The 25,792-nt window shown below is 64.4% G+C and carries 29 protein-coding genes; 13 read left to right on the top strand and 16 right to left on the bottom strand.

Annotated features, from left to right (window positions below):
- Nucleotides 1-117: 117 nt before the first annotated feature.
- Nucleotides 118-774: a J domain-containing protein gene (locus Q7U29_RS07380; RefSeq protein WP_304739979.1), complete on the bottom strand. Its 657-nt coding sequence runs from the start codon at nucleotides 772-774 to the stop codon at nucleotides 118-120.
- Between the two features lie 109 nt (nucleotides 775-883).
- Here Q7U29_RS07380 and Q7U29_RS07375 point away from each other — a divergent pair, with 109 nt between their 5' ends.
- Nucleotides 884-1,159 carry a BolA family transcriptional regulator gene (locus Q7U29_RS07375; RefSeq protein WP_304739977.1) on the top strand — a complete coding sequence of 92 codons (276 nt, stop codon included), beginning with the start codon at nucleotides 884-886 and terminating at the stop codon, nucleotides 1,157-1,159.
- Nucleotides 1,160-1,179: 20 nt separating this feature from the next.
- On the opposite strand, the gene Q7U29_RS07370 is transcribed toward Q7U29_RS07375, so the two are convergent.
- Genes Q7U29_RS07370 through Q7U29_RS07360 form a run of 3 tightly spaced genes read right to left on the bottom strand, consistent with a single transcriptional unit; the run spans nucleotide 1,180 to nucleotide 4,360 of the window.
- The gene (locus tag Q7U29_RS07370) at nucleotides 1,180-2,532 is read right to left on the bottom strand and encodes an HlyC/CorC family transporter (RefSeq protein ID WP_304739975.1); all 1,353 of its coding nucleotides are present in this window, start codon (nucleotides 2,530-2,532) and stop codon (nucleotides 1,180-1,182) included.
- 56 nt (nucleotides 2,533-2,588) lie between these two features.
- Nucleotides 2,589-3,737 carry a 3-dehydroquinate synthase gene (aroB, locus tag Q7U29_RS07365; protein WP_304739973.1) on the bottom strand — a complete coding sequence of 383 codons (1,149 nt, stop codon included), beginning with the start codon at nucleotides 3,735-3,737 and terminating at the stop codon, nucleotides 2,589-2,591.
- Nucleotides 3,734-4,360 (bottom strand): shikimate kinase, encoded by a 627-nt coding sequence (locus Q7U29_RS07360; RefSeq protein WP_304739971.1) that lies wholly within the window; start codon nucleotides 4,358-4,360, stop codon nucleotides 3,734-3,736. The genes aroB and Q7U29_RS07360 overlap by 4 nt, the downstream gene beginning before the upstream one ends.
- Nucleotides 4,361-4,516: 156 nt before the next feature.
- Here Q7U29_RS07360 and Q7U29_RS07355 point away from each other — a divergent pair, with 156 nt between their 5' ends.
- Entirely contained in the window at nucleotides 4,517-4,663 is a 147-nt protein-coding gene (locus tag Q7U29_RS07355) for a histidine kinase (RefSeq protein WP_304739969.1), read from the top strand.
- A gap of 16 nt (nucleotides 4,664-4,679) precedes the next feature.
- Entirely contained in the window at nucleotides 4,680-5,636 is a 957-nt protein-coding gene (gene xerD, locus Q7U29_RS07350; protein WP_304739967.1) for a site-specific tyrosine recombinase XerD, read from the top strand.
- A 74-nt stretch (nucleotides 5,637-5,710) separates the two neighbouring features.
- Here xerD and Q7U29_RS07345 read toward each other — a convergent pair whose 3' ends face one another.
- Complete coding sequence (locus Q7U29_RS07345) at nucleotides 5,711-6,775, bottom strand: AbrB family transcriptional regulator (RefSeq protein WP_304740061.1); 1,065 nt, start codon at nucleotides 6,773-6,775, stop codon at nucleotides 5,711-5,713.
- 232 nt (nucleotides 6,776-7,007) lie between these two features.
- Here Q7U29_RS07345 and Q7U29_RS07340 point away from each other — a divergent pair, with 232 nt between their 5' ends.
- From Q7U29_RS07340 to Q7U29_RS07325, 4 genes are all read left to right on the top strand, one after another.
- Nucleotides 7,008-7,496, top strand: a complete 489-nt coding sequence (locus tag Q7U29_RS07340; RefSeq protein ID WP_304739965.1) for a hypothetical protein — start codon at nucleotides 7,008-7,010, stop codon at nucleotides 7,494-7,496.
- Entirely contained in the window at nucleotides 7,472-7,666 is a 195-nt protein-coding gene (locus tag Q7U29_RS07335; protein ID WP_304739963.1) for a hypothetical protein, read from the top strand. Before Q7U29_RS07340 ends, Q7U29_RS07335 begins: the two co-directional genes overlap by 25 nt.
- An 87-nt stretch (nucleotides 7,667-7,753) precedes the next feature.
- Nucleotides 7,754-8,533, top strand: a complete 780-nt coding sequence (locus Q7U29_RS07330; protein ID WP_304739961.1) for a sulfite exporter TauE/SafE family protein — start codon at nucleotides 7,754-7,756, stop codon at nucleotides 8,531-8,533.
- Nucleotides 8,534-8,583: 50 nt separating this feature from the next.
- Entirely contained in the window at nucleotides 8,584-9,258 is a 675-nt protein-coding gene (locus Q7U29_RS07325) for a DsbA family protein (protein ID WP_304739959.1), read from the top strand.
- Nucleotides 9,259-9,338: 80 nt separating this feature from the next.
- Here Q7U29_RS07325 and Q7U29_RS07320 read toward each other — a convergent pair whose 3' ends face one another.
- Nucleotides 9,339-9,545 carry a hypothetical protein gene (locus tag Q7U29_RS07320; RefSeq protein ID WP_304739957.1) on the bottom strand — a complete coding sequence of 69 codons (207 nt, stop codon included), beginning with the start codon at nucleotides 9,543-9,545 and terminating at the stop codon, nucleotides 9,339-9,341.
- 53 nt (nucleotides 9,546-9,598) lie between these two features.
- Here Q7U29_RS07320 and Q7U29_RS07315 point away from each other — a divergent pair, with 53 nt between their 5' ends.
- A complete protein-coding gene (locus Q7U29_RS07315) occupies nucleotides 9,599-10,000 on the top strand; it encodes a hypothetical protein (RefSeq protein WP_304739956.1) in 402 nt (133 codons plus the stop codon).
- Nucleotides 10,001-10,051: 51 nt separating this feature from the next.
- Here the strand turns inward: Q7U29_RS07315 and Q7U29_RS07310 are convergent, their stop codons facing one another.
- The 4 genes from Q7U29_RS07310 to Q7U29_RS07295 form a co-directional block, all read right to left on the bottom strand.
- Nucleotides 10,052-11,122 (bottom strand): phospholipase, encoded by a 1,071-nt coding sequence (locus Q7U29_RS07310; RefSeq protein WP_304739954.1) that lies wholly within the window; start codon nucleotides 11,120-11,122, stop codon nucleotides 10,052-10,054.
- Nucleotides 11,123-11,139: 17 nt separating this feature from the next.
- Nucleotides 11,140-12,111 (bottom strand): S1C family serine protease, encoded by a 972-nt coding sequence (locus Q7U29_RS07305; protein WP_304739952.1) that lies wholly within the window; start codon nucleotides 12,109-12,111, stop codon nucleotides 11,140-11,142.
- A gap of 190 nt (nucleotides 12,112-12,301) precedes the next feature.
- Nucleotides 12,302-13,354 (bottom strand): DUF2252 family protein, encoded by a 1,053-nt coding sequence (locus Q7U29_RS07300; protein WP_304739951.1) that lies wholly within the window; start codon nucleotides 13,352-13,354, stop codon nucleotides 12,302-12,304.
- Nucleotides 13,355-13,458: 104 nt separating this feature from the next.
- Nucleotides 13,459-14,967 carry an AMP-binding protein gene (locus tag Q7U29_RS07295; RefSeq protein WP_304739949.1) on the bottom strand — a complete coding sequence of 503 codons (1,509 nt, stop codon included), beginning with the start codon at nucleotides 14,965-14,967 and terminating at the stop codon, nucleotides 13,459-13,461.
- Nucleotides 14,968-15,306: 339 nt separating this feature from the next.
- Between Q7U29_RS07295 and Q7U29_RS07290 the strand changes: the two genes are divergently transcribed.
- The gene (locus Q7U29_RS07290) at nucleotides 15,307-15,621 is read left to right on the top strand and encodes a cytochrome c (protein WP_370691712.1); all 315 of its coding nucleotides are present in this window, start codon (nucleotides 15,307-15,309) and stop codon (nucleotides 15,619-15,621) included.
- Between the two features lie 67 nt (nucleotides 15,622-15,688).
- Here the strand turns inward: Q7U29_RS07290 and Q7U29_RS07285 are convergent, their stop codons facing one another.
- Nucleotides 15,689-16,246 (bottom strand): HNH endonuclease, encoded by a 558-nt coding sequence (locus Q7U29_RS07285; protein WP_304739947.1) that lies wholly within the window; start codon nucleotides 16,244-16,246, stop codon nucleotides 15,689-15,691.
- 342 nt (nucleotides 16,247-16,588) lie between these two features.
- Here Q7U29_RS07285 and Q7U29_RS07280 point away from each other — a divergent pair, with 342 nt between their 5' ends.
- The gene (locus Q7U29_RS07280; protein WP_304739945.1) at nucleotides 16,589-16,723 is read left to right on the top strand and encodes a hypothetical protein; all 135 of its coding nucleotides are present in this window, start codon (nucleotides 16,589-16,591) and stop codon (nucleotides 16,721-16,723) included.
- A 171-nt stretch (nucleotides 16,724-16,894) separates the two neighbouring features.
- A complete protein-coding gene (locus Q7U29_RS07275) occupies nucleotides 16,895-18,028 on the top strand; it encodes a hypothetical protein (RefSeq protein ID WP_304739943.1) in 1,134 nt (377 codons plus the stop codon).
- A gap of 7 nt (nucleotides 18,029-18,035) precedes the next feature.
- Here Q7U29_RS07275 and Q7U29_RS07270 read toward each other — a convergent pair whose 3' ends face one another.
- Nucleotides 18,036-19,010 (bottom strand): peptidyl-alpha-hydroxyglycine alpha-amidating lyase family protein, encoded by a 975-nt coding sequence (locus Q7U29_RS07270; RefSeq protein WP_304739941.1) that lies wholly within the window; start codon nucleotides 19,008-19,010, stop codon nucleotides 18,036-18,038.
- Nucleotides 19,011-19,238: 228 nt separating this feature from the next.
- Here Q7U29_RS07270 and Q7U29_RS07265 point away from each other — a divergent pair, with 228 nt between their 5' ends.
- Both Q7U29_RS07265 and Q7U29_RS07260 read left to right on the top strand, forming a co-directional pair.
- A complete protein-coding gene (locus Q7U29_RS07265; RefSeq protein ID WP_304739939.1) occupies nucleotides 19,239-19,529 on the top strand; it encodes a hypothetical protein in 291 nt (96 codons plus the stop codon).
- Nucleotides 19,513-19,758 carry a DUF2380 domain-containing protein gene (locus tag Q7U29_RS07260; RefSeq protein ID WP_304739937.1) on the top strand — a complete coding sequence of 82 codons (246 nt, stop codon included), beginning with the start codon at nucleotides 19,513-19,515 and terminating at the stop codon, nucleotides 19,756-19,758. Before Q7U29_RS07265 ends, Q7U29_RS07260 begins: the two co-directional genes overlap by 17 nt.
- Before the next feature lie 15 nt (nucleotides 19,759-19,773).
- Here the strand turns inward: Q7U29_RS07260 and Q7U29_RS07255 are convergent, their stop codons facing one another.
- The 4 genes from Q7U29_RS07255 to Q7U29_RS07240 form a co-directional block, all read right to left on the bottom strand.
- Nucleotides 19,774-21,534 carry an NAD(P)/FAD-dependent oxidoreductase gene (locus tag Q7U29_RS07255; RefSeq protein ID WP_304739935.1) on the bottom strand — a complete coding sequence of 587 codons (1,761 nt, stop codon included), beginning with the start codon at nucleotides 21,532-21,534 and terminating at the stop codon, nucleotides 19,774-19,776.
- A gap of 97 nt (nucleotides 21,535-21,631) precedes the next feature.
- Nucleotides 21,632-22,723 carry a DUF2855 family protein gene (locus Q7U29_RS07250; RefSeq protein WP_304739933.1) on the bottom strand — a complete coding sequence of 364 codons (1,092 nt, stop codon included), beginning with the start codon at nucleotides 22,721-22,723 and terminating at the stop codon, nucleotides 21,632-21,634.
- Between the two features lie 100 nt (nucleotides 22,724-22,823).
- On the bottom strand, nucleotides 22,824-24,458 hold the full coding sequence (locus Q7U29_RS07245) for an acyl-CoA synthetase (protein WP_304740057.1): 1,635 nt from the start codon (nucleotides 24,456-24,458) through the stop codon (nucleotides 22,824-22,826).
- A gap of 130 nt (nucleotides 24,459-24,588) precedes the next feature.
- Nucleotides 24,589-25,773: an ABC transporter substrate-binding protein gene (locus tag Q7U29_RS07240; protein ID WP_304739931.1), complete on the bottom strand. Its 1,185-nt coding sequence runs from the start codon at nucleotides 25,771-25,773 to the stop codon at nucleotides 24,589-24,591.
- Nucleotides 25,774-25,792 lie beyond the last annotated feature (19 nt).

Genomic DNA, 25,792 nt, shown 5'->3' with positions numbered 1-25,792 from the left:
GCGCTGCCGGCGTGCGTCTCGAACCATCTGGCATGCTGCGACGGTTGGACTCGCGGCCATCCTTCGAGACGCCGCGCGAAGCGCGCGCGGCTCCTCAGGATGAGGAGCCCGATCATCTCAAACGCCGCGGACCACCGTCTTGAGATAATTATACGCCTTGATGATTTCGATCAGGCGATCCTCGGTGGAGCGGTCGCCACCATTGGCGTCGGGATGGTGCTGCTTGACCAGCGCCTTGTACTTCGCCTTGACGGTCTCCAGCGTCGCGTCAGCGCCGAGCCCCATCACCTGCAGCGCCTTGCGCTCGGCGTTGAAGATCTTCCTGGTCTCGACCTTGGTTTCGCCGGCAGCGCCGCCCGGGCCCGGCCGCCAGCGGCCGCGGCCGTTGAGCTCGGAGAACATGCTGAACGGGTCCGACGCGGCGTCGATTTCAGCCTCGGCGCCGGCCTTGCCCTTCTTGCCGCCATTGGCGCCCATCTTCCAGGTCGGACGATGGCCGGTCAGCGCATCCTTCTGGTAGCGCGCGACGGCATCGGCGTTCATGCCCTGGAAGAAGTTGTAGCCCTGGTTGTATTCGCGGACATGGTTGAGACAGAAGTGCCAGTACTCCTTCGAGTTCTCGCGGCCCTTGGGGGCGCGGTGCGGCCCCTTGTTCTTGCAGTCCGGCCACTCGCAAAGGGCCGACGCCTCGCGCGCGGCCGCCTGCTGCTTCGCGCTCAGCTTGTTGGGCTTGATGCGAATGCTGTCGAAGAATTTGGATGAATCAATCGGCATGGCTGACTATGACAACGCAATGCGAAAAGCTTCAAGTCTTGACATTGCGAATACCTCGCTCTCTTGACGCGCCATTGACGAAACACCGCTACGGACGTATTGCCCCGCCATGAGCGCCAGAGACAATATCACAAACAAGTTGAGCGAAGCTTTCGCGCCGGAAAGCCTCGACGTCACGGACGAATCACATCTGCATGAGGGCCACGCCGGCCACAGGCCGGGCGGCGAGACGCATTTCAGGGTCTATATTGTGTCGCCGGCGTTCGAAGGGAAGAGCCGGATCGAGCGGCACCGCATGATTAATGCGGCCCTGGCGGCGGAACTCGCAGGCTCCGTCCATGCCCTGGCGATCAAGGCGCATGCCCCGGGCGAAGCCGGGAGCTGAACGGCCGCGTTCCGGCCCCGCTAAAACGACGTGCCCGCCCGCTTCGGCTTCTTTTCCTCGATTTCGGCTTCGCGCGGCACCGGGACGATGCGAAGCGCGGTGATGCGGTTGCGCTCGCGGCGCAGCACGCGGAATCGGAAGCCATGGAAGGTGAAACTCTGGCCGCGCTCCGGGATCGAGCGCGCCTCGTGAATCACGAGGCCGGCGACGGTGGTCGCCTCTTCGTCCGGCAGATGCCAGTTCATGGCGCGGTTGAGATCGCGGATCGGAACCGAGCCGTCGACCACCACCGAGCCATCGGGCTGGGCGCGGACTCCGGCCACCACCACATCGTGCTCGTCGGAAATGTCGCCGACGATTTCCTCCAGGATGTCCTCCAGCGTCACCATGCCTTCGACTTCGCCATATTCGTCGACCACCAGCGCGAAGTGGGTCTTGCGGCGGCGGAAAGCTTTCAGCTGATCGGCGACCGGGCGCATCTCCGGCACGAACCATGGCGGCAGCGCGATGGCCGCGACATCGATTTTGCTCGTATCGCCGTCGGCGGCCCGGATCGCCCGCAGCAGGTCCTTGGCGTGCAGCACGCCGATGATGTTTTCCGGCTTGTCGCGCCACAGCGGAATCCGAGTGTATTCGGTAGCCAGTACGTCGCGCACCAGCTCCTCGGCCGGAAGGTCGGCGTTCAGCATCACCATCTCGGTGCGATGAACCATCACGTCGGAAACCTGCAACTCGCCGAAGCGGAAGACGTTCTGGATGTATTCCGCCTCGCCCTGTTCCATCTCGCCATGCTCGGCCGACATCTCCACCAGCCCCCTGATCTCGACGTCGGTCAGGATTTCCTGGTTCGAGTTCTCCTTGACGCCCAGCATCTGCAGGATCGCGCGGGAGGCCGCATTGAGCAGCCAGTTCAGGGGGTAGAACACCAGGAAGGAGACATAGAGCGGATAGGCGATCCATTGTGACACCGGCACCGGTTCGCGAATGGCCAGGGTCTTCGGGACTTGTTCCCCGATCACGATATGCAGCGAGGAAAACACCAGGAAGCCGACCAGAAACGACGTGAAATGGCGCGCCGAGTCGGACATTCCGAGCGGAGCCAGCACCGGCTCGAGCAGCGCCGACACCGTCGGTTCGCCGACCCAGCCGAGGCCGAGCGAAGCCATCGTGATGCCGAGCTGGCAACACGCCAGATAGGCTTCGATATTCCCCAGCATTTGCTGCAGCAGGCGCGCGGCGAAGCGGTTCTGCTCCACCATCGCGTTGATGCGAAAGCCGCGGCTCTTCACCAGCGCGAACTCCGCGGCCACGTAGAACGCGTTGGCGGCGAGCAGGAAGAAGGCAAGCAGCAGATTGACGATCGTCTCGGTCATTGCGGTCCTGTGAGGCCGGTGTCAGGCCCGATACGGTCGGCAGAAGATGTTCAGAATCAAGATTTGCGCGCGAGTCTTTCGGCCAGAAATTCGCGAACCCGCGAGGGCTCGACGTCGTTGGCAATCACGGCGCGGCCGACCGCCTCGAGCAGGATGAAGGTGAGGCGGCCGCGCTTGACCTTCTTGTCCTGTGCCATCAGCGCCATCAGCGCGTCGGCATCGGCGAGGCCCTCCTGGGCAAATCCGGCGATGTCCTGCAAATGGGTCGGCAGCCCCACTTCGGCAAGGTGATGCTCGACGCGCGCCGCCGAAGATTCCGGCATCATGCCGAACCGGGCCGAAAATTCCGCCGCCAGCACCATGCCAACGGCAACGCCTTCGCCATGGAACAATCTATCGGAGAAACCGGTCGCAGCCTCCAGCGCATGCCCGAAAGTATGGCCGAGATTGAGCAGCGCGCGTTCGCCGTTCTCGCGTTCGTCCCGCGCCACGATCGCGGCCTTGGCGCGGCAGGACGTGGCGATGGCATGTTCCCGCGCCGTGCCGCCCTTGAAAATATCGGTGTGATTGGCCTCCAGCCAGGCGAAGAACGCCTCGTCGCCGAGCACGCCGTATTTGGCGACCTCGGCGTAGCCGGAGCGGAACTGGCGCGGCGACAGCGTATCGAGCACCGCGGTGTCGGCGACCACCAGCACCGGCTGGTGAAACGCGCCGAGCAGATTCTTGCCCTGCGGCGAATTGATTCCGGTTTTGCCGCCGACGGAAGAATCGACCTGCGCCAGAAGCGAGGTCGGCACCTGCACGAAATCGACGCCGCGGCGCAGGATCGCCGCCGCGAAGCCGGCGAGATCGCCGACCACGCCGCCGCCGAGCGCGATCACCAGGTCGTTGCGCTCGATCCTGGCCGCGATCAGCGCCTCCGAGACCTGGGCGAGACCGGCATAGGTTTTGGAGCCTTCGCCCTCGTCCACCACGATCCGCGACGAGGCGACGCCGGCCTCCGACAGCGAGGCCTCGGTTTGCGCCAGCCAGTGTTTTGCGACCGTGCGATCCGTCACGATGGCGGTGCGCGCGCCAGGCCGCAACGCGGCGACGCGCCGGCCCAGCGATTGCAGCACATCGCGGCCGATGACGATGTCATAGGTGCGGTCGCCGAGCGCGACGTCGACGATGACCGAATCGGAATGCTTCAGCGGCGCGGTCATGGTGTGGCACTCAATGCGTTGGAGGTCTGCCTGGACCCGCCGCCGCACAACCAGGCATGCAAGGCATCGAGACACTCGTCGACGATACGTTCGTGCGGAACGTCGCGCGACCAGATCGTCAGATCGGCGCGCCGGTACACCGGTTCGCGTTCCTCGATCAGGCGCCCGACGGTCGCTGCCGGATCGGCGGTCTGCAGCAGCGGGCGATCGGCGCGGCGCTTGACGCGCTTCATGATGATATCGGCATCGGCCTTGAGCCAGAGCGAGACCGCCTTGTCGCGGATCCGGTTGCGGGTTTCCTCGCGCATGAAGGCGCCGCCGCCGGTGGCGATCACGGCGGGACCGCCGTCGAGCAGCCGCGCGATCACCCTCGCCTCGCCATCGCGGAAATGCGGTTCGCCATGGGTTTCGAAAATATCGGGGATCGACATCCCTGCGGCGGCCTCGATCTCGACATCGGCGTCGAGGAACGGCAGATGCAGCCGCGCCGACAGCCGCCGTCCGATGGTGGATTTGCCGGCCCCCATCATGCCGACCAGCACAATCGAACGCGTTCCCAGCGCCGAAATGATTTCGGCCTCCTGGGTGGTGCCGGCGCCGGACGGTGTGGCTGTCTCGGGCATCGAATTGCTCATTTTGCCGCGGATGGCGGCGTTCCGCGCCACCTATACTACCCCCGCCGATACCGTTGCCAGAGAGACTTGCAACGGAGGGGCGAACATGTTGGTAGTCGAGCCGCCGATGATTTCAATGGTTAATTCGCCGCCTGAGGCTCCCGGATGCCCAGCCTGTTCCGCTTTCTGACGGTCGTCGCCATCATCGGCGGAATCGTCTATGGCGTGGTTTTCGCGCTGGCGAATTTCGTCAATCCGAAACCGCGGGAGATGACCGTCACCATCCCCCAGGACAGGTTCCTCAAGAAATAGGCGCTAGGATGCGCGGATGCGCTCAAAAACCTCAGATGCCAAGCTGACCAACCTGTTCCTCGACATGCTCGCCGCGGAACAGGGCGCCGGCGACAATACGCTCGAGGCCTACCGGGGGGACCTCGCGGATTTCCAGGGATTCCTCGCAGGCAGTGGCAAGGGCTTTGCCGACGTCGAAACCGAGGCGCTGCGCCACTACCTCGCCGACCTTGACGCCCGCGGCTTCAAATCCGCCACCGTGGCGCGACGGCTCTCGGCGCTGCGGCATCTGTTTCGTTTCCTGCTCAACGAGCGGATCCGCAGCGACGATCCCGCCGCCATCCTGTCCGGCCCGAAGCGCGGCCGCGGCCTGCCCAAGGTGCTTTCGATATCAGACGTCGACCGGATGCTGGCGCGCGCCAGGGAACTCACGCTGGCGCCGGAAGCCTCCGCGCCGCAGCGGCTTCGCGCGCTGCGATTATATTGCCTGCTGGAGGTGCTGTACGCCACCGGCCTGCGGGTGTCGGAACTGGTGGCGCTGCCGCGCTCGGCGGCGCAGCGCGATGCCCGCATGATCGTGGTGCGCGGCAAGGGCGACAAGGAGCGGCTGGTGCCGCTGAACGAGGCGTCGCGGCAGGCGATGGCTGATTATCTCGCCGCGACGGATGCGCTGAAGACCGAGAAGAAGAAAAACGCCGCCAACTCGAAATGGCTGTTCCCCTCATTCGGCGAGAGCGGGCATCTGACCCGGCAGCATTTCGCCCGCGATCTGAAAGAACTCGCGGCGGCAGCCGGGCTGGCGCCGCGGCTGGTCTCGCCGCATGTGCTGCGTCATGCGTTTGCGAGCCATCTGCTGCACAATGGCGCGGACTTGCGCATTGTGCAGACGCTGCTCGGTCATACCGACATCTCGACCACGCAGATCTACACCCATGTGGTGGAGGAGCGGCTGAAGAGCCTGGTGCGCGACCTGCATCCGCTGGCGGAGAAGTAGGGCAACATCGTCCCGAGCAGCGCGCGATCGCCTATCCTCGCTCTTGGGGGAGGGTGAAGTACCCCGCTTACCTTCTAATCGTCGACATCTTCCTGCGGGCGTCCGAACAAATGCACGATCCCCGGCGTCGTGATCGAGACGAACACAAACCGCGACAGATGGTGCGCGCCGACGAAGATCGGGTCGATGTGCAAGGTCAGCGCCAGCGCCAGCATGGCGTCCATCGCGCCCGGCGCGAAGGCCACGATGATGTCGGCTATCCGCACGTTGGTCGTAAGCGCGATCACCGCGACGAAGACGGCGGAGATGATGATGGCGATGGCGAAGGATCCGAGCGCGGCATGGACGTGGCTGAGCAGGGTCTTTGTCTTCATCCGCGCAAAGCGGGTGCCGATCACGGCGCCGATGCCGACCAGCGCCACATTGCGCAGCCAATCCGGCAAGGCGCCCTCGATCATCCCGGTGCCATGCAGCAGGCTCGATCCGATCATCGCGCCGAACATCCAGCTCGCCGGAAATTTCAACAGTCGCAGCAGCAGCGCCGCCGCGACCGAGGCGGCGATCAGGCCGGCGAGTTCGAGCGGCGAGGCGACAGCGGCCGCCACGGAAGGCGGCGAAGACGAGGCTATCCCGGTCAGCGCCAGCAGCAGCGGCAGCGCGGCGGTGAGGATGATGACGCGCATGGTTTGGACCACGGCGATCGCCGCGACGTCGGCGCCCTTCTCGGCAGCCAGCATGGTGATCTGCGACAGCGCGCCGGGGCTGCCCGCCAGCAGCGCCGAGGTCCGGTCCCAGCCATGATAACGCTGCAGGTAGAAACCGCTGCCAAAGGTCGAGCAGAACGTCGCGAGCGCCAGGAGCGCGATGGTGAGGGGATAGGCGCCCATATTGTGCAGCATCTGCTGCGACACCAGCGAGCCCAGCGAGATTCCGAGCAGCAGCAGCACCGACTGGGTCAGGATCGGGGGCATGCTGAGCTGCCGTCCTGCGATCGCGGCGATTCCGACCGCGATCATGGCGCCGGAAATCAGCCCGCCCGGCAGATGGGCAAACAGAAACAGCGCGCCGCCGGCGATGCCGATCGCGAGCGTCTCAATCACGTTGAGGATTTTGCCGCGGCGGGCAAACGCCGCTGCCATCGATGGGGGGATCAGGCTCACGCCGCCTTATGGCAAATCCGGACCTCGGGGACAAATGCGCTCGCGCGACCGCAGCAATGCGCTTTGTCCTGTGCAATTTCGTCTGCAAGATTTCTGCACGTACCGTGCTCGCAAAACCCTGAGCGAACCCTCGACCCGCACATTGTCACACGCTTCGGTTGCGTTAGGATGAGGGCCTCACATCGTCATGTCCCCAGGGGAGAAATCAAGGATGACCTTTCGAGCAAAGTTATTGTGCGCGGTTGCCGTGTCGGCCTTCGCGGCGTTCGCGGTGACATCGCCGGCGCAGGCGCTGACTCCGCAGGAATGCAGCGCGAAATACCAGGCTGCCAAGACCGCCGGTACCCTAGGCGACCAGAAGTGGAACGATTTCCGCAAGGCCCAATGCGGTGCGGACGCCACGGCCGCGCCGGCTGCCACGACTGCCGCCGCACCGGCGTCGCCGACGGAGGCGGCCGCCAAGCCGAAGTCGAAGAAGGGCGGCGAAACCGCCGCGGCGCCGGCCGCTCCCGCCGGCCCGGCGGTGTTTCCCTCCGCCGTCGATCCGAAATATTCCAAGGAAACCGCCGGCAAGGCGCGGATGCACACCTGCGCCGACCAATGGAAGGTCAACAAGACCGCCAACACCACCGGCGGCCTGCGATGGATCCAGAAGGGCGGCGGCTACTGGAGCGAATGCAACAAGAAGCTGAAGGCCTGAGCCTGTCGAGCACCTTGCGGCCGGCCGGTATTTCGGCCGGCCGCGTTCAGGCGGAATCGTCGAGCAGCTTTTCTGCCGATTGGGCGATCAGCTGCGCGCGCTTGCGCGGGCAGCTGATCGCGACCATGACCGGCACGCTGGAGGCGCTGCAGGGGCGGGAGGCCAACTGATCGCCATTGCAGTTACTATGCTGCCGGCGTAGGGATTTGGAGAAATTCCTTCCAGGATTCCCGCACGGCGGCGAGGTTGCCAGCTTAATGATCTCCATAACGCAGGGCGTGCTGGGACTGGCGTCGGGCGCGCTGGTCGGGTTTTCGCTGGGGCTGGTCGGCGGCGGCGGATCGATCCTCGCGGTGCCCTTGATGGTCTATGTGGTGGGCGTGCCCGACGCCCATGTGGCGATCGGCACCAGCGCCATCGCGGTGGCCGCCAATGCCGCGGTCAACCTGTCGAACCACGCGCGAGGCGGCACGGTGGTATGGTCCTGCGCGCTGCCGTTCGCGGCAGCGGGGATCGCCGGCGCTTTTGCGGGCTCGATCCTTGGCAAGATGGTGGACGGCCAGAAGCTGCTGGCGCTGTTCGCGCTGCTGATGCTGGTGATTGCCGTATTGATGCTGAAGACGCGGTCGCGAATCGGCCTGCCCGATGTGCAGATGACGCTGGCCAACACACCCGCCATTCTCGGCCTCGGTCTCGCGACCGGAACGCTGTCCGGCTTCTTCGGCATCGGTGGCGGTTTCCTGATCGTGCCGGCGCTGATGCTGGCGACGGGAATGCCGATCATGAACGCGATCTCCTCGTCGCTGGTCGCGGTGACGGCGTTCGGCCTGACGACCGCTGCCAGTTACGCCTGGTCCGGCCTGATCTCGTGGGAGCTCGCCGGATTGTTCGTGGCGGGCGGCATTGCCGGCGGATTGATCGGCACCCGCTCGGCGCGGCTGCTGTCGGAGCGGCGCGGCGCGCTCAACATCGTGTTTGCCGCTGTCATTATTGCGGTGGCGCTCTATATGCTGGCGCGTAACTTATCCCTATCTTGAGCGTAGATAGCCAAGTCGGAATACATCGGGATGCGGCCGGGAGACCTCACATGAACCAATCGATCGAACGAGCCCGTCCCTGGCAGGCGCCGACCCGGCGTCAGGCGCTTGGCGTGCTCGGGGCTGGCGCGATCATGCTCGGCACGGACGTGGGGTTGGTATCGGCTTTGGCGCAGGGCGACGAAAAGGTGCTGACGGAAGCCCTGGTGTTGCGCGATCCTGAGATCCCGGTGGTCGGAAATCCCGATGGCGACGTCACGATCGTGGAGTATTTCGATTACAATTGCCCGTATTGCCGCAAGATTGCCCCCGAGCTCCGGCAAGTGGTGCAGGACGATGGCAAGGTTCGCCTGGTGCACAAGGACTGGCCGATACTCGGCGAAGTGTCGGTGATGTCAGCCAGGATGGTGCTGGCCAGCAAATACCAGGACAAATACATCCAGGCGCATGACGTGCTGATCGGCGTCGCCTCGAAGCTGACCGCGCCGCGCGTCCGCGAACTGCTCGCGGGCGCCGGAATCGACCTGGATCGCGCCGACCGTGACCTCGCCGCCAATGCCAAGGCGATCGACGCCATCATCAAGCGCAACGGCGATCAGGCGGTGGCCTTCGGGTTCAAGGGCACCCCGTCCTTCATCGTCGGCAAATTCCGGGTGCCGGGTATCCTGACCATGGCGCAGTTCGACCAGGCCATCGCCGACGCGCGCAAGGCGGCGAAAAAATAGCGGTAGACGACAAAACGCCCTCGTCCGGGACGAGGGCGCATCGAATCGGTAGAAGACTGCTTGGTCGAAGACTGCCGGGATTATTTCGACGACAGCTTGACCCAGCCGTCCTGTGCACGATTCTTCAGCCCGTTCCACTCGGTCGCTGCGACGTCCCAGTTGACGATGGTTCGATTGGCCGATGCCGCCTGGCCGTTCGCGACCGTTGAGGTCGACGACGAATCGTAAACGTAGATTCCGGCGGTCAGCAGCAGCGCCCCCAAAATCATTCCCAGAAACACGCGCATGGCTAATCCTCCAATGACAACGAACAACGTTACCGGACCGGGAAGGTTCCCCCTTGCCCGCCTCCAAACCGGGAGGGGTAGACGGGCTCGTGCGCGATGGGGCACGGGCAGCTGTGGAAAACGAACGCCGGATCGGCAATTATCGCCCCATGACAACAAATGATATTTCAAGGGAAACGATCGCGGAATTCGGCCGCAAATACCTGTGGTGGGAGCCGGTCGGAGATCAGCCGCATTCCGAAGATCGGATTATCGCTCAAACGATGAATCTTGGAACATACGACGATATCCTTCTGCTGGAACAGACGGTCGGCCGGCCGCGTTTGGTGGAAATCATGTTGCATGCGGAGCCGGGCTGGATCAATGACCGCTCGTGGGAGTTTTGGCGCGGGCGGTTGGCGTTTGCGATGGGGGCCGCGATTACGGACAAGGCTCCGCGAAGAGCGTTTCTTTGAGTTCACCATCTGGAACGACAACGATTGCTCAGCGTAGCGACAAACCCGACCTTATTTGAGTGCCAGCCACTTCAATATCTCCGCATTGCTCTCGCGCGGATAGGTATGGCTGAGGTCGTCGAGTTCGCGGTAGGTGACATCGGCGCCTGCCGCCGACAGCAAGTCTCGGGTCTGCCGCGCCACCTGCACCGGAAACATCCAGTCGAGCTTGCCGTGCACGAGATAGACCGGCAGGCCGCGCAATCGTTCGGCGTCGGCCAGCTCCGCCATCAGCGGATGGAAGGTGGCGGAAACCGGGGCGAGGTGGGTGAAGGGCGAGGCGCTCTCGAGCCCGCTGACGTAGCAGAAGGTGCCGCCGTCGCTCATCCCGGTCAGCAGCAGTTTTGTGGGGTCGATGTTCCAGCGGGCCTGCACGGATGCGAGGATGCGGGCGAGGTTGGGCGAGTCGGTGTCGTCGCCCATCAGGGCCCAGGTGGTCCCGGTCGCGGTCGGCGCGACCAGGATCGCGCCATGGCTGCGCGCATCGCGCAGCCAGCTCCACAAAAAGCCGCGGCCATTGCCGCTGCCGCCATGCAGCGCCATGACCAGCGGCCAGGCACGGTCGGGCGTGTAATATTCGGGAACGTAGAGCGAGTAGCCGCCGCGGCTGCCGGGCTCGTTGTGGTCGTGAAGGATGCCGGCGTTTTCCGGTGCCGGCTGCGCCAGCCGCGCCAGCAGGCCGGCGTCGTCGCGCAGGGCGGGCTCGAGGAAGAAACTGGAAACCGGCGGCAGTCTCGCGGCCAGCGGATACAGTGCCTCCTGCGCGCGGGGGGCGTGGCGCAGCGCGCGAAACACCACCATCAGGTCGCCGTCGCCACGTTGCACGGCGCGCAATCCCTCGAACGCCGCCAGCGCCGCGGCGCTCGCGGTCTGCAGCGGCGCGCGCAAATGCGCGAATTCCTCCGGCCACTCCGCAAGTCGCGCAAGGACCGCCTGCAAGGCCTGATCCGGGGTGCCCGCGGCTTGCATCACGCTGCCGAAATCCGCCGGGTTGAGGTGACGCGCGATGAAGGAGAGCGCCTCGAGCGATTGCAGCAATGGCGGCAGCACGGCCACGATGTCGTCCACCACCGCCTCGCTCATCGCGCCGTCCTTGCGTTTCAGTGCAGCCGCGGCGCCTTCAGGAGTTTGGCGCGATCGGTCGAGGTCAGCACCACGTCGAAGGTGACGCCCTCATGGTAGACGGTCAGCGGCACGTCGACGCCGGCGGCGCCGAGCGACCAGAGCTTCCGGTAGAAACCGATCTGACTCGTGATCTTTTCGCCCCTGACCGCGAGGATGACGTCGCCGGCCTTGAGCTCGGCGCGCGCCGCTGGTCCTCTTCCGGCGATGCCGACCACCACGACCCTGTTTTCGATCTCGTGGGTGTACATCCCGAGCCAGGGCCGCGACGGCTTGTTGACGCGGCCGAATTTCCTGATGTCGTCGAGCACCGGCTTGAGCAGATCGATCGGCACGATCATGTTGACATGCTCGGCCCGGCCGTCGCGTTCGCGCTCGAGCTGCAGCGAGCCGATGCCGATCAGCTCGCCGCGGGTCGAGATCAGCGCGGTGCCGCCCCAGTTGGGATGCGCGGGGTAGCTGAAGATGGCTTCGTCCAGCAGATATTCCCAGTATCCGGCAAACTCCTGCTTGGCCACGATGTGGCTGGCGACCGATCGCGTGCGTCCGCCGGCGCCGCCGACCACGACGCGGTCGCCGACCGCTGCGGCCGCCGAGGAGCCGAGCGGCAGCGGATCGAGGTCGATGCGGCCGAGCGCCTGCACCAGGCCAAAGCCGGTTTCGAAATCGAAGCCGAGCGCATGGCCCTCCACCACGCGACCGTCGCCCAGATGCAGCCACACTGTTTCGGCCTCGGTGATCAGATAGCCGATGGTCAGCACCAGTCCGTCGTCGATCAACACGCCATTGCCGGCGCGCTCGGTGCCCAGGGTGTCCGCGCTGAAGGCGTCGGTCGGGATGATCGAATGCAGGCCGACCACCGCCGCAAGCGCGCGATCGAGATCGAAGCTGTAGTCGCCGGGGCGCGGCTGGTTCGCTGGCGGCACTTTCCATTCTGTCAATGAGGGCATGGAGTTCTCCTGGCCAACTTTCCGCGCACGTAACCGGTGACGATCTTATGTCGCAAACGCCGCTGTTGAAAGAGTCGTGACGGGATTGTCTGCGGATTGCGAATGCAGCCGGCTTCAGGATCGCGCATGACGCATGGCCGTTACCCGTTAATATCTGGACACGCGCGACGGCTGCGGCTGATCGCTCCGGTCAACCACGCCATTCCTCGTAGTCGCGTTTGACCGCCGCCACCGTGGCCTTCGCGGCGGCGTTGAGCCAGCCGCCTGGGCGCTTTTTCAGGTCGGCCCGCAAGGCCGCGGCGCCGTTCGATCCCGCGGCATGGATCGATGCGAGGTCGAATCCCATCGCCCGGAACAGCTCGGCCTTCAGCTTCGAGCCGGCGTCGGCGCCAAGCTCGATTTTTCGGGAGTCGGCGGCAAGGCGCCGGAAGATGAACTTGCGGTGGACATCGAGAAACGGATCCGGCGCCCGGTAACGGCCGTTGGCGATTTCAAGAAAATGTGAAGTGCGAGGTTTGTCACCATGAGCCCAGCTCCAGGCCGACGGCACCAGCGCCTTGGCTTCGCGCAGGATATGTCCGCCGCGCCAGAATGCGACCGCGACATAGCGCGGCCGTCCGAGGCTGCCGCCGCCCGCCACGCGCGAGCAGAATCGAACGCCTTCGACGTCCTTCGGCAGGCTCGCGATCAACCGGCGGGCAATATGCGGCGGCGGCTTGACCTTCGGATATTCAGCGACTTCCTTCCAGAATTTCTCCGGCCTGTCGTCGGGGCGTTCGGCGTAGGGGCGCAGCCAGGTCTCGCCTTCGTGCAACAGCGCCGGCTGCGGCTGGTCGAGGCCCTCACGGTAGCCCTTGAGCAGCGCTTCGGCCGCCGCCGCATTGCTGACATGAAGCTTTGGCGCCAGCCGGATGCTGGCGGCGAGGCGGACCAGATCGAGCGGATACGGCATGACGGCGGCTTCATCGAAATCGTTGACGCCCCAGACCAGCCGGCCGTCGGCGTCGCGCCAGGTACCGAAATTTTCCAGGTGCATATCGCCGACGCCAAGCACCTGCGGGGCATCCATCAGATCAGGACACAGCGCCGGGATCGTCCTGGCCCAGCGAAAATAGGTCGCGCGCAGGAAGATGAAGGCGTTCTTCTTCATCCGGTGGTGCTTGGTGGCGATGTCCTTCTTCACGACGTCGCATTGCGTCGCCAGCCAGGCATCGTAGGCGTCATTGTCCTTGCGAAAAGACATCAATGACCTCGCCCAAGCATCGCGTGATGCTTCAAGTTGTCGATGGCCATCCTACCTCGGGATGTTTCGATTTGGAACCTCGCCTCGGATCGAAGTTGGTCGGTTCAACGCGGTGCGCGCGGCGGCACGATCCGGAAGTCGCGGCCTTCTTTCAGCCAGCTTGCACGCTCGTCGCGCAACAGGGTGCGGCGGACTTTTCCCGAATCGTCGCGCGGGCCGACGCTGACGATTTCATAGCTTTCCGGATGCTTGGTGCGGCTGAGCCGGTCGGCCAGCAGACCGCCCATGCCGTCGATGACCTTGCTGGCGTCGGCGGTCTCGACCAGTTCGAGGATGGCATGAATCCGTTGTCCGAGTTCGGGATCGGGCAAGCCGACGACGATGCAGGAGCGCACGTCGGGATGCGCCGTCACCGCGGCCTCCACTTCGGCCGGATAGATGTTGGCGCCGCCCCGCAGGATCATGTCGGCGAGCCGGTCGCCGAGAAAGAGGTAGCCCTCGGCATCGAGCCGGCCGATGTCGCCGAGCGATTCCCAGCCGTCCGCACGGCGCTTCGGTTCGGCGCCGAGATAGTGATAGGTGCTGCCGGGACCGTCATTGGGCAGGAAATAGATTTCCCCGGTCTCGCCCGGTGCGACGTCGTTGCCGTCCTCGCCGATGATGCGCAAGCGCGAGGTATCGCCGATCTTGCCGACCGAGCCCCTGTGCGCCAGCCATTCGACGCCGGAAATCACCGTGGCTCCCTGCCGCTCGGTGCCGCCATAAAGTTCGAAAATCCGCTCCGGGCCGAGCCACTCGATCCACTTCTCCTTCAGCCATGGCGGCATCGGCGCCGCCATGTGAAACACCACCTGCAGGCTCGACAGGTCGTAGCCGTTGCGCACCGCCTCCGGCAGCGCCCAGATCCGGTGCATCATGGTCGGCACGAAATTGACCCACTGCACCCGGTGGGCCGCGATCAGGCGCAGCGCCTCCTCGGCGTCGAATTTCACCATTCCGCTGACGCGTCCGCCGGCGAACAGCGCCAGATGCGACGCGATGAACGGCGCGTTGTGATAGAGCGGGCCGGGATTGAGCAGCGACACGCCCCAGGGGATTCCGAGGATCGGTTCTGCCGCCGTGTCGACCACCGCCGGCTGATGATCGAGGATCACCTTGGGCCGTCCGGTCGAGCCGCCTGAGGTCATCGCCTTCCAGTAGCGCGCCACCGGACTGTCGAGCGGTTCGTCGGACATGCCCTCGGGCACGAAATCGGACGGCAGCGAGTTTGGCGCATTCCAGTCGGCTTCGCCGCCGACCACCAGCGCCGGCTTCAAAATCTCCAGCACCGCGGCGGCCTCGCCGCGCGGCAGCCGCCATGACAGCGACGTCGGGGTCGCGCCGCATTTCCACACCGCGAAGGTGGTTTCGAAGAAGGTATTGCCATTGGGAAGCCCGATGGCGACGAAATCGCCCGGCTTGACGCCCTTTGCCATGAACGCACGGGCGCGGGCGTTGGCGCCGCGTTCGAGCTGCGCCCATGTCAGCGTGTCCGTGCCATGCTGGACCGCAACCGTGTCCGTCGGCTTGCGCTCGGCATACCAGCGCGGCACGTCGGCGATGGGAATCAGCATGGTGCGTTTCCGTTACAGGGCCTGATGCCGCGCGCTCCCGGCAGCGCTCCTGCACTGTCCGGCGCCGGGGGAGAGGCGGTGTGCGCCCTGACAGGCACTTCACCAACAGGAGCTCCAGTGAGTCAAGATAGTGCTGGTCGGTGCTGATGGCCGTCGCCATACCCTGCCTGGGACGATATAGAAGGGGCGGACGAGATGCCGAACCATATGTACCGACTCCACTGATGTTGCTATTGACAAGCCCAATGCTGCTGGCTCGCCAAGAAAGGTGTTCGAATGAGGGGACTGCGTCATGCATCGATCCAGACCGGAAAGATCCACGAGATCCACCCCAGGCGAATGAGTTCGGGTCAATATGCGCTTGTTGTTGCCGGCATGCTCGCTCTGTTCCTCTCACCGGCGATGGCAGCCGATGCAGATCGCGGTGCAGAACTCGCAAAGCGCTGGTGCGCTTCCTGTCACGTCGTCGACAGCGGACAAAAACAGGCGAGTGCGGACGTTCCGTCCTTCGCAGCGATAGCCAACAAACCGGATTTCAGTGCGGAGAAGCTCGCGTTCTTTCTGCTGGATCCGCATCCGAAGATGCCGAATTTCCCGCTGAGCCGAAGCGAAGCCGGCGATATTGCCGCCTTTATCGCCACGTTTCGAAAATAAAGGGCCCGCCCGCCCTCATTCAGCAGCAACTGCGCGGGCCAGATCGCAAAACCCGCGAGCTTCGCCCCTACGGATCGAGCTCGGTATCCCAATAAAGATAGTCCAGCCAGCTGTCGTGCAGATAGTTCGGCGGGAACAGCCGGCCGTTGCGGTGCAGCTGGTGCACCGTCGGGGCGAATGGCGGTTGGCGCGGGAACATCCGCGCCTGCTGCGGCGTCAGATTGCCCTTGCGCAGGTTGCAGGGCGAGCAGGCGGCGACGACGTTTTCCCAGGTGGTCTGTCCGCCCTTGGAACGCGGGATGATATGATCGAAGGTGAGATCGTCATGCGCCGAACAATACTGGCAGGCGAAGCGGTCGCGCAGGAACACGTTGAACCGGGTGAAGGCCGGATGCGTGGTCGGCTTGACGAAGGATTTCAGCGACACCACGCTCGGCAGCTGGATCTCGAACGAGGGGCTGTGCACCGCGCGGTCGTAATGCTCGACGATATTGACGCGGTCGAGGAACACCGCCTTGATCGCGTCCTGCCACGACCAGAGCGAGAGCGGGTAATAGCTGAGCGGGCGGAAATCCGCGTTCAGCACCAGCACCGGCCAACCGCCTTGCGAGACATGTGCGTTCAAGTAACGCTCCTGACCCCCATGATACTGCGAAGCAGCATGAGTTGACATACTACAGGCAGCGTGACGGGATTGTGAAGAGCGTTGGGAGGTTTTCCAGCGGGGCACGAACTTGCGCGGACCCGGCTTGGCCGCGCAAAGAATGTGGCGGCATCCGGACGTCCCGAGAGCGCACCGGGGGGCTGTACGGGGTAGATTGCCGACGATTTTGGCCGCGATCCTGCTCGGTCCGGCGCCGACCGGCATCGCCGCCACCCGGGACGATCCGACGCGCCCGACCAGCATGATCGTGCAGTTCCCGGCCGACGGCTTACCCACACGCTGGCGCGCTTTCTGGCGGAGCAGATGCGACCGATTCTCAGTCAGCCGGTGATCGAGATTGTGCGAGGCGTCGCCGGCGGCCTTCGCGCGCCGGGCGATCGCTGGTGGGCGATCATCAAGGCGTCGATCATCGAGGGGTCTAATATCAAGGTGGACTGAAGGCGCGCTGCTACTTGCCGGCGCGCCATTCTCTCAACGTCATCGCGAGCAAGCCGGCTTTCGTGAAATGCGCATGGCTGGATTGCTGCGTCGCAGACGTCGAGTAAGCATTCGTTAACCATACGCCGCCTACGGTTCCCTAACGGATTCTTAACGGACACGGAGAGCGGCGTGACGGTCGTAGGACTCAACACCGCGAATTCATACAGTTACGCCAGCGGCGCCTATGGCGCGGCTTCGGGCGGCGCGGCGTCCAACGCCACGAAGACCGCCAACGCCGATACCACGCCACGGGATTCGAACGCGACATCGGTGACGCTGTCGGAGGAGGCAAAAGCCTATCTCGCGGCCAGCGGCACCGCCGTGACGTCGTCGGCGACCCGGGCCGCCAATGCGCGCCAATGGTTCGACCAGCAATACGCCACGCTCGGCATTTCCTCGGCGGTGCTGGACGGCGAGATCGCGGTCGACCTGACCGGCCAGGACCGCGCCACGTTGTCCGTGATTGCCTCGAGCACGCCGGGCCAGTTCAGCCAGGACGAGATCGACGCCGCCGCCAAGACGATGCAGGTCCGGTTCGATGACGCGGTCTCGCCCTATGTCGTGATCGCCCGCCACACCGGCGACTATGCCGCGCCCTATGACGCGGCGATCAATTATCTCAACAAGGCCGGCGCCGACGAGCAGGCGACACCGGCCTGGAAAAATGAATACCAGGCGGTCCTCGACGGCCTGGCGGCCGCGAAAAGCGCGTTCGGCAAGGCGCCCGATACCGGAAATCCCAACGACCCCGTCCGCGCGCTGCTCGGCCGGACGTCGTCCGGCGGATCGCCATCGGCAGCGACCGACAGCGCCGGCCTCGCATCGCAGGCACGGTCGCTGCTCGACGCGCAGGCCAACGCGGCACGCGACAACGGGACGGAACTCACGTTCGATCGCTCGCGCAGCTCTGGCCAGCAGGTCGATTATACCGATCTCGACAATCGCTCCCTGGCAAGCATTGCGCTCAATCAAAACGGCGAGTTTTCGGCCCAGGAAACCCGCTCGGCCAAGGCCGAGCTGGACCAGCGCAACCGCGCCAGCATTCTCGAAGCCCTGAACGGATCGCAAAAATCCGGAAGCGATACGCGCAGCAGCAGCCTTGCGCTGCTGAAGCAAATTGCCGCCATGAGCGACGAAGAGAAGGCAGTGATGGGATACACCGATGCCTTCGTCGGCCGCATCGCACAAAATTACCGGACGCTGACATCGCTGCAGGGAGCGACCGGATCGAATTCGGCGACCAGCCTGTTGTCCCAGCTCTGAGGTCGGCTCAGGCGACCTTCTCCAGCTTCTGCAGGCAGCGCACCACGCCGACTTCCGGCGGCATCGGCGTATCCGGAAAGCTGGTCTTCCAGTCGGTGACGCCGACTTCGCCGAGATAGATGTCGCCCCTGGAATCCAGCGCGATGCCGTGTGGCGCGAGAAACTTGCCGGCCTCGATGCCGGGACCATTCTCGCCGCCGAGCCGGGCGATGCGCTTGCCCGTCGAATCCACGATGGAGAGGCGCGGGCCGAGATTGGGCACCTTGCGGTTGACCGGCATGCCGGGGCCGAGCTCGCCGACGATGAAGTTGGGGGATTTGCCGCCGCCGCACGCGCACAGCGCGCAGGGCCGGTGCAGATTGTTCCACTGCGTCTCGTATTTGCCGTCGCCGTCGAACACCTGGACGCGGTGGTTCTCGCGGTCGGCGACATAGACCCAGCCGTCGGCATCGGTGACGATGTTGTGGACGATGTTGAACTGGCCGGGATCGGTGCCCGGCTCGCCCCAGGTCTTCAGCAGCTTGCCGTCCGGCGTGTATTTGTGCACGCAGGCATTGCCGTAGCCGTCGGAGACGTAGATCTCGCCCTTCGGCGACAGCGCGGTGTGGGTGCAGCGGTGGAACGGCTCGCCGCTCATGAACGGCGCCGGCTTGTTGGGAATGCCGATGGTCAGGAGCACTTTGCCGTCGGTGGAGCACTTTCGAACGGTATGGTCGCCGTCATCGGTGCAATAGAGATTGTCGTCGGCGTCGATATGCAGCCCGTGGGCGCGGTTGAACAGGCCTTCGCCCCAGCTCTTGATAAAGTTGCCTGCGCGGTCGAGCACCACCATCGGATGGACGCCACGGTTGAAGACGTAGACACGGTCCTTGCTGTCGACCGCGACGGAGGCGACGTCGGTCAGGCTCCAGCCGTCCGGCAGCTTCGCCCAGTTCTCCACCACGCGGTAGCGATGCTCGCCCGAGCCGAGAATGGTCGACATGTGTTTCTCCCCGCAATCGTCTTGTTGGGACCATTGTTGCAGAGGCCGCCCTTGCGCGCGAGGGCCACGGCGCGGGGCTGCCATGACCTATTGTGGAGCAGCGAGTGCGATTCCTGAACCAACAGCTGTGGCTTTCGCTGAATTCGATCTGAAGCCGGTGGTTGCGGAGCGGACGCTGATTTTTGCAAGATGCCCGGGGGGCGGGTTTGGCAACTCTGGAGCTGATCCATGGGAAAGATGAAGCTGCCGTCAGCGGCTCTCGCTCTGGTCGCTGTCGCCATTTTCTGCGCCGGTGCTGTCCGGCAAGGTCGGGCGCAAGGGACGACGCCCGTGCTCGCGGTGGCCGAAATCCACTATGTCGACACCTCGGGTGAGGTGATCGATCAAAGCGCCGGCCATCGCCGGCGGCTGCGCGAGTTCGAAGCCGCGCTGCGCAGCGATCTGGCAGCGAGCGGAAAGTTGGCGAACGCGGCGCTCGAGTGTCCGACCGAACGCCTGTGCGGTGGGCGACATCGATGACCGCCAACTGCTGGGCAAGGCAGAACAGGCCGGCGCCACCCATCTCCTGATCGGCCGCTTTCACAAGATGAGCACGCTGGTGCAGCAGGCGAAATTCGACGTCATCGACGTCAAGGCGCGGAAGATGGCGTTCTATCGCTACATCACCTTCCGCGGTGACAATGACGCGGCCTGGCGCCGGGCGGAATCCTTCCTTGCCCGGCAAATCCTCGATCCCCGCGAATGGTGAGCGGCAAGGCTGCCGTCAGCGCGGCAGCAGCCCTTCCTCGATCGCCTTGATCTGCAGCGCCAGCTGCTTGGAGCCGATCCGGCATTGCGCGAGGCCGCCGGCGATCAACCAGAGGCCGGGCTGGCCGGTGCGCACATACATGTTGCGCAGTTCCTGCTCTTCGCCAAAACCCCAGATGGTGCCGACGCGCTTCTCGACGGCCTCGCCGAACAGCTTTCGCACCAGCTCTTCCTGGCGCTGGTAGCCGGTCGCCAGTACGATCAGGTCGGCCGCGATGGTCTTGCCATCCTTCATGACCGCGCCTTCGGCGACGAAGCTGTCGATATCGGCGAACTGCTTCAACCCGATCTCGCCCTTGATCAGAAGGTCGGAGCAGCCCACGTTGAAATAATAGCCACCACCGCGGGTCAGGTATTTGAATTGCCAGCCGGTGTTGTCCTCGCCGAAATCCAGCTTGAAGCCGACGCGCTCCAGTCCCGCCAGCAATTCCTTGTCGAGCGCTCTGGATTTGTCGCAGGTCAGCGCATGGCTCTTGCGCGCCAGTTTGAGCGGCATCGAGGTCGCGATGAGGTCGTTGTCCTCCAGCGTGCCCTCATTGTAGGGCGTATAGACCAGCTGCGCCGACGGTTCGATCGAGACCACCAGCGTCGAGGAGCGCTGCACCATCGTCACCTTGCATCCGCTGGAATGCAGGTCCTGCGCGATGTCGTGGCCGCTGTTGCCGCTGCCGATCACGATGGCCTTCCTGCCTTTCCATTCCTCGCCGTCGGTGTACTGGCTGGAATGGATCACGGTGCCGGAAAAATTCTTCAGGCCGGGGATATCGGGCAGGCTTGGAATGCCGCTGACGCCGGTGGCCAGCACGACGTGGCGCGGATGCATCATGCGCTGGCTGCCATCGGCCCGGCGCAGCGTCACGGTCCAGCGGCCTTCCCTCTCGTCGTAGCTGCCGCCCTCGAATTCCGTGCCGGTCCAGAAGTTCAGCTCCATGCTTTCGACATAGGCCTCGAACCAGTTGGCGAGCTTGTCCTTCGGAATGTAGGTCGGCCAGTTCGGTGGAAACAGCATGTAGGGCAGGTGGTTGACCTGCACCTGATTATGCAGCGTCAGCGCGTGGTAGCGCTTGCGCCAGTTGTCGCCGATACGTTCCTCGCGGTCGACGATCAGGGTGTCGACCTGCAACTGCTTCAGCCTTGCCGCAATACAGAGCCCGGACTGGCCGCCGCCGATCACCAGCACGGTCGGGTCGCGGTCGGCATAGTCGACCGAGGCCTTGCGCAGATCGAGCCAGTTGGGCCCGCGAAAATCGCGCGAATAGGCACTGCCACGGGGGCGCGCGACGCCGAGTTGTTCCTCGAAACCCTTTAATTCCTGGAGCGCGGTCAGCAGCGTCCACGCTTTCAGGCGGTTGCCGTCGTCGGCGTCCGGGATCAGACGCAGGATTCCGTCGCCACGGCCGAGTGCGGTTTCGAACTTGAAGATCGCCTCGATCGAACTGGTGCCGGCGCGGGTCACCTGGCGCGGTGCGGCACGGTCGGGATCGATGGCGAAGCCGGACGGCATGGCTTCGGTCGCCTGCGATCTCAGCGTCTTCAAGATGGCGTCGCGGCCGTTGATGGTCTGCAGCGTCCAGCTCAGCGCCAGCACGTCGCGCCAATAGCTGTCGGGGTGAAACAGGCCTTTCAGCAAACCATCGTCAGGCTTCGCCAGCGCGTCTTCGAACTGCGCCAGCCAGCTTTCCACGGTTACCGAAAGATCGTCCGTTTTATCGAGCATGCGCGTTTCTCTGCACCGGCCGTCTAAAGCGGCGGTTTCCCGGACTGGAGCCTATACCCATTTGGGATCGCGCAGAAAGGGCGCGAAGAGATGCCGGCTATTCCGTCAGCGACAGGATATGGCCCTGTTTCGGCGGGACGCGGCCGTTCAGCGTGTCGAGATAGACCTGTTTCACATCCGCAGGTCCGCGGCCTTCGGTCACGGTGAGCCACTGGTCCAGCATCGGGGCAAAACCCGACCACGCCGCGCCGAACCTGACGTCGATGCCGCCCGGTCCCCACTCCTTGGCGCGCTTGCGGATCTGGTCGGGCGCGAAGAACCAGGCCGGCCTGGCGCCCGGCAAGGCCGGCTCGTCCGGCGACGTTGCCCGATGGGTGAGCCCGATGCGCCCTGAATATTTCATCTGGTCGCCGAAATGCCCATGCAGTGTGGCGCGCAATTCACTGTTGCCGGCCATGTCGACATAGGCCACGGCTAAATCCGGCGGCAGCGAGGTGACGCGGTCATAGGTCACGACCTCGTCGTAGCAGCCGAGCGATTTGACGAATTCCACATTCGAGGCCGAAGTGAGTCCGATCACCTTGATGTCCTTGCGCAGCGTATGCAGCAGATGCGCCAGCCCGAATGCGGTCTTGCTGGAGGCGCTGGAGAGCAGCACGCTGCGCGCGCCGAAGAATGCATTCTCGGCGAGATAATCGTCGACCAGAAACGACAGCATGAACAGCGGCCGCAGCAGTGCCTGATAATCGCCCTGCCGCCCGGCGAAGGCGGGATCGCCGCCGACGCGGGCATAGGCGTTGTAGACCGGAGCTACTCCCTGCCGATGCGCCGCCGCGTCGCGCAGGCCGCGCTTGCCGACGTCGGCGGCCTCGATCACCAGATGCGTCGCCATCGGAAAATAGCCGAACAGGATTTCGCCAACCGGGATACCGGGGTGTTTTGAGGCGATCACTTCGCCAAATCCCCACACCGGAATATTGCCAAAGCCATCCGGCGCCGGAAACAGCGACCAGTATTTCAGTTGATCGCCCATCACGGCATAGGTGACGTTGTTGGCGGTGAAAGCAAAGCGCGCGACTTTCACCAGCAGCGCGTCATCGGGCAGCGACGTGGCGTCAGGCAATTCCGTCTCGATCACCTTGCATTGCTGCAGGTCATCGCGTGCAACGATGAAGTCGGTGGATTTCATCACTTCGATCCCGGTTGTTTTCCCGTCCGCGATCATTGTCCCCGTCGATGACCGTATTGCAACAGCCATGATGTTTAAAACGGAGTTCGGTTTTCTTCGGTTACGTGGCTGCGCGCAGTCCGCCTTCCCGGTAGAGATCGCGAAGTTTGCCTTTAAAGATCTTGCCGCTGGCCTCGCGCGGCAGCGTGTCGAGGAACTGGATGTCCTTGGGCACCTTGAAGTTGGCGAGCTTGCCGCGCAAGAATTCCTGAACCGCGCTCGATGACAGCGCAGCATTCGATTCCTTTTCGATGCAGGCAAACAGCCGCTCGCCGAATTCGTCGTCGGGAATGCCGAACACCGCGCAGTCGCGCACGCCGGCCATGCCGATCAGCGCGTTCTCGATTTCCGCCGGGTAAATGTTGACGCCGCCCGAGATCACCATGTCGCGCTTGCGGTCGCACAGGAACAGATAGCCGTCGGCGTCGAGGTAACCGACGTCGCCGACGCTGACCAGGCCGTTGCGGCCGGCTTCGGTACGCGCCTCGGCCTTGCCGTGATAGTCGAAGTCGGGCACCGAGGTCTGCCGCATGAAGATTTCGCCGGGTTCGTCGACGCCGCATTCTTCGCCGTCGGCGCGAAAGATTTTTACGATGCCGCCCTCGATTGCGCGGCCGACGGTGCCGGGCTTTCGCAGCGCTTCCTCGGCGGAGTGCCACACCGGGATGCCGGTTTCGGTCGAGCCGAAATATTCGTGCACCACCGGTCCCCACCAGTCGATCATCGCGCGCTTGACCTGCGGCGGGCAGGGGGCGGCGCCATGGACGACGAAGCGCAGCGAGGAGAGGTCGTAACGGCTCTTCAACTCCTCCGGCAGCCGCAGCAGCCGCACGAACATGGTCGGCACCATATGCATATGGGTGATGCGGTGGCGCGCGATCAGTTGCAGCATGTCTTCGGGGTCGAAGCGCGGTTCGAGCACGATCCGGCAATCGTTGCGGAACGCCAGCATGCCGTAGGAATTGGGCGCCGAATGATACATCGGGCCGTTCATCAGGATGACCTGATCCTCGCCCGGCTTGATGCCATAGGCGATGCCGCCGACGCGCGCCGAGGCCGCGACCTGTTCGGGCCGCATCGGTTTGCGGCGTACGCCCTTGGGCAGGCCGGTTGTGCCCGAGGTATAAAACATCGGCGAGCCGCCGACCGAAGGCTCCAGCGCCGGGGCGTGGCTGTCGCGCCAACTGTCCCAATCGGTCGCGCCTTCGGGGACCTGCGCCTGCGTGGCTGCGACGTTGAACGCCGCGGCGATCTCCGGCGGCGTCTCAACCACCAGCAGGCTGATATCGCCGGGCAGGCCGCTTTCGATCTGCGGCAGCAGGTCGGCGTGGCAGATCAGAATTTTCGCGCCGCTGTCGGCCAGGATATAGGCGACCTCCTCGGCCTTCAGATGCCAGTTGATCGGCACCACCGGACTGCCCAATGCCGCCGCGGCGCCGGCGACTTCGAACAGCGCGAAATCATTGCGCAGCATCATGGCGACCGGCGTTCCGCCCTGCAGGCCAAGCGTCCGCAACCCCGTGGCCGCCCTGCTGATGCGGGCGTGAATCTCGGGATAGCCGATGCTGCGCTCGCCGCTGATGATCATGGTCGTGTTCCTTTTTCTCCCCTCCCTCCACGCGCCCTTGCGCGTGGCGGGGTCCGAGGCGAGCGAAGCTCGCTCTCGAGGTCGGGGGTGGGGGGTGTCTCGGCAAATTCGCTGAGAGTCGTACGCGCATTCTCCAACAGCGAATTTGCGGAAGCACCCCCCACCCCCGACCCCTCCCCGCCGCTGCGCGGGGGGAGGGGAGAAGAAACGCGCCCGCTCGTGTAAAATTCAATCCGTTTTACTTATCATCCAGTATTTCGCCGAACCCGACCCAGCTCTTGCCGTTGAAGCGGCGCAGCCGCAATTGCTGGAACGGCAGATAGTCGTCGGGACCGGTGGTAACGGTAATGCCCGGCAGCAGCATCGGCAGCGCAAGCTCGCGAAGCGAGGTGGCCTGTTTCAGGATGTTCTCGCGGCTGAAGTCGTCCTTGCAGGCCTTCAGCACCTGCACCAGAAGGTTGGCATAATGATAACCGGCGGCGTAGTTGGAGTTATTGAGGTCGGCATTGGGCAGGTATTGCTTCATGAAGGCGAGGTATTCCTTCACGCCGGCGTCGCCGGCCCATTGCGCGTCGAGCGGGTCCTTCTGGTTGCTGGACGCGATCAGGCCGACGGCGTTGTCCAGCCCGGCGGGCTCCAGGAACGAGATCGATGACGCCGAGGTCGGCACGAAGAACAAATCGGGCTTCCAGTTGAGTTCGGCGACACCCTTGATCATCTGCGAGGTGAACTTGCCGAGCACCACGCCGAACATCACATTGGCGCCGGACGCTTTCAGCGTCGCCAGCTGCGAGCTGATGGTCGGCGCGCTGGTCTCATAGCTCGCCTCCGAAACGATCATGGTCGCGGCCTTGGATCCCAGCGCGCGCTTGAAGCCGGCGACATAGTCGCGGCCGAAATCGTCATTCTGCGCCAGGATGGCGATCTTGGCGTCCGGCTTGGTCTGCAGGATGTGCTTGGCGTAAATCACGCCCTCGGATTCGTAGGTCGCCATTCCCGGCATGGTCCACGGAAAGTTCTTCGGGTCGGCCCATTTGGTCGCGCCGCTCAGCACGAACAACTGCGGCACCTTCTTGCCGTTGAGGTAGCGATGCACGGCGTTGTTGGTGGCGGTTCCGAGCGAACCGAACATCATCAGGACTTCTTCCTGTTCCACCAGCTTGCGGGTCTGTTCGACGGTCTTCGGCGGCGAATATGCATCGTCGAGACTGATGAACTTCAGCTTGCGGCCATTGATGCCGCCCTCGGCGTTGACCTTGGCGAAGTAGGCTTCCTGGGACCGTCCGATGATGCCGAAGCCGGAGACCGGACCGCTGTAGGGCAGGGTCTGGCCGATTCGGATCTCGCTCTTGTCGTCGGCGGCGGCCGGCAGGATGCCGGCCAAAGCCAATGCGATTGCCAATGCGCGTCGCGATAGTCTCATGGTCTCACTCCCGCTGTTT

This window comes from Bradyrhizobium sp. (genome assembly GCF_030654605.1).
Lineage (GTDB): Bacteria > Pseudomonadota > Alphaproteobacteria > Rhizobiales > Xanthobacteraceae > Bradyrhizobium.
Note: the sequence above shows the minus strand (reverse complement) of the source record. Positions and strands in the feature narration are given on the sequence as shown.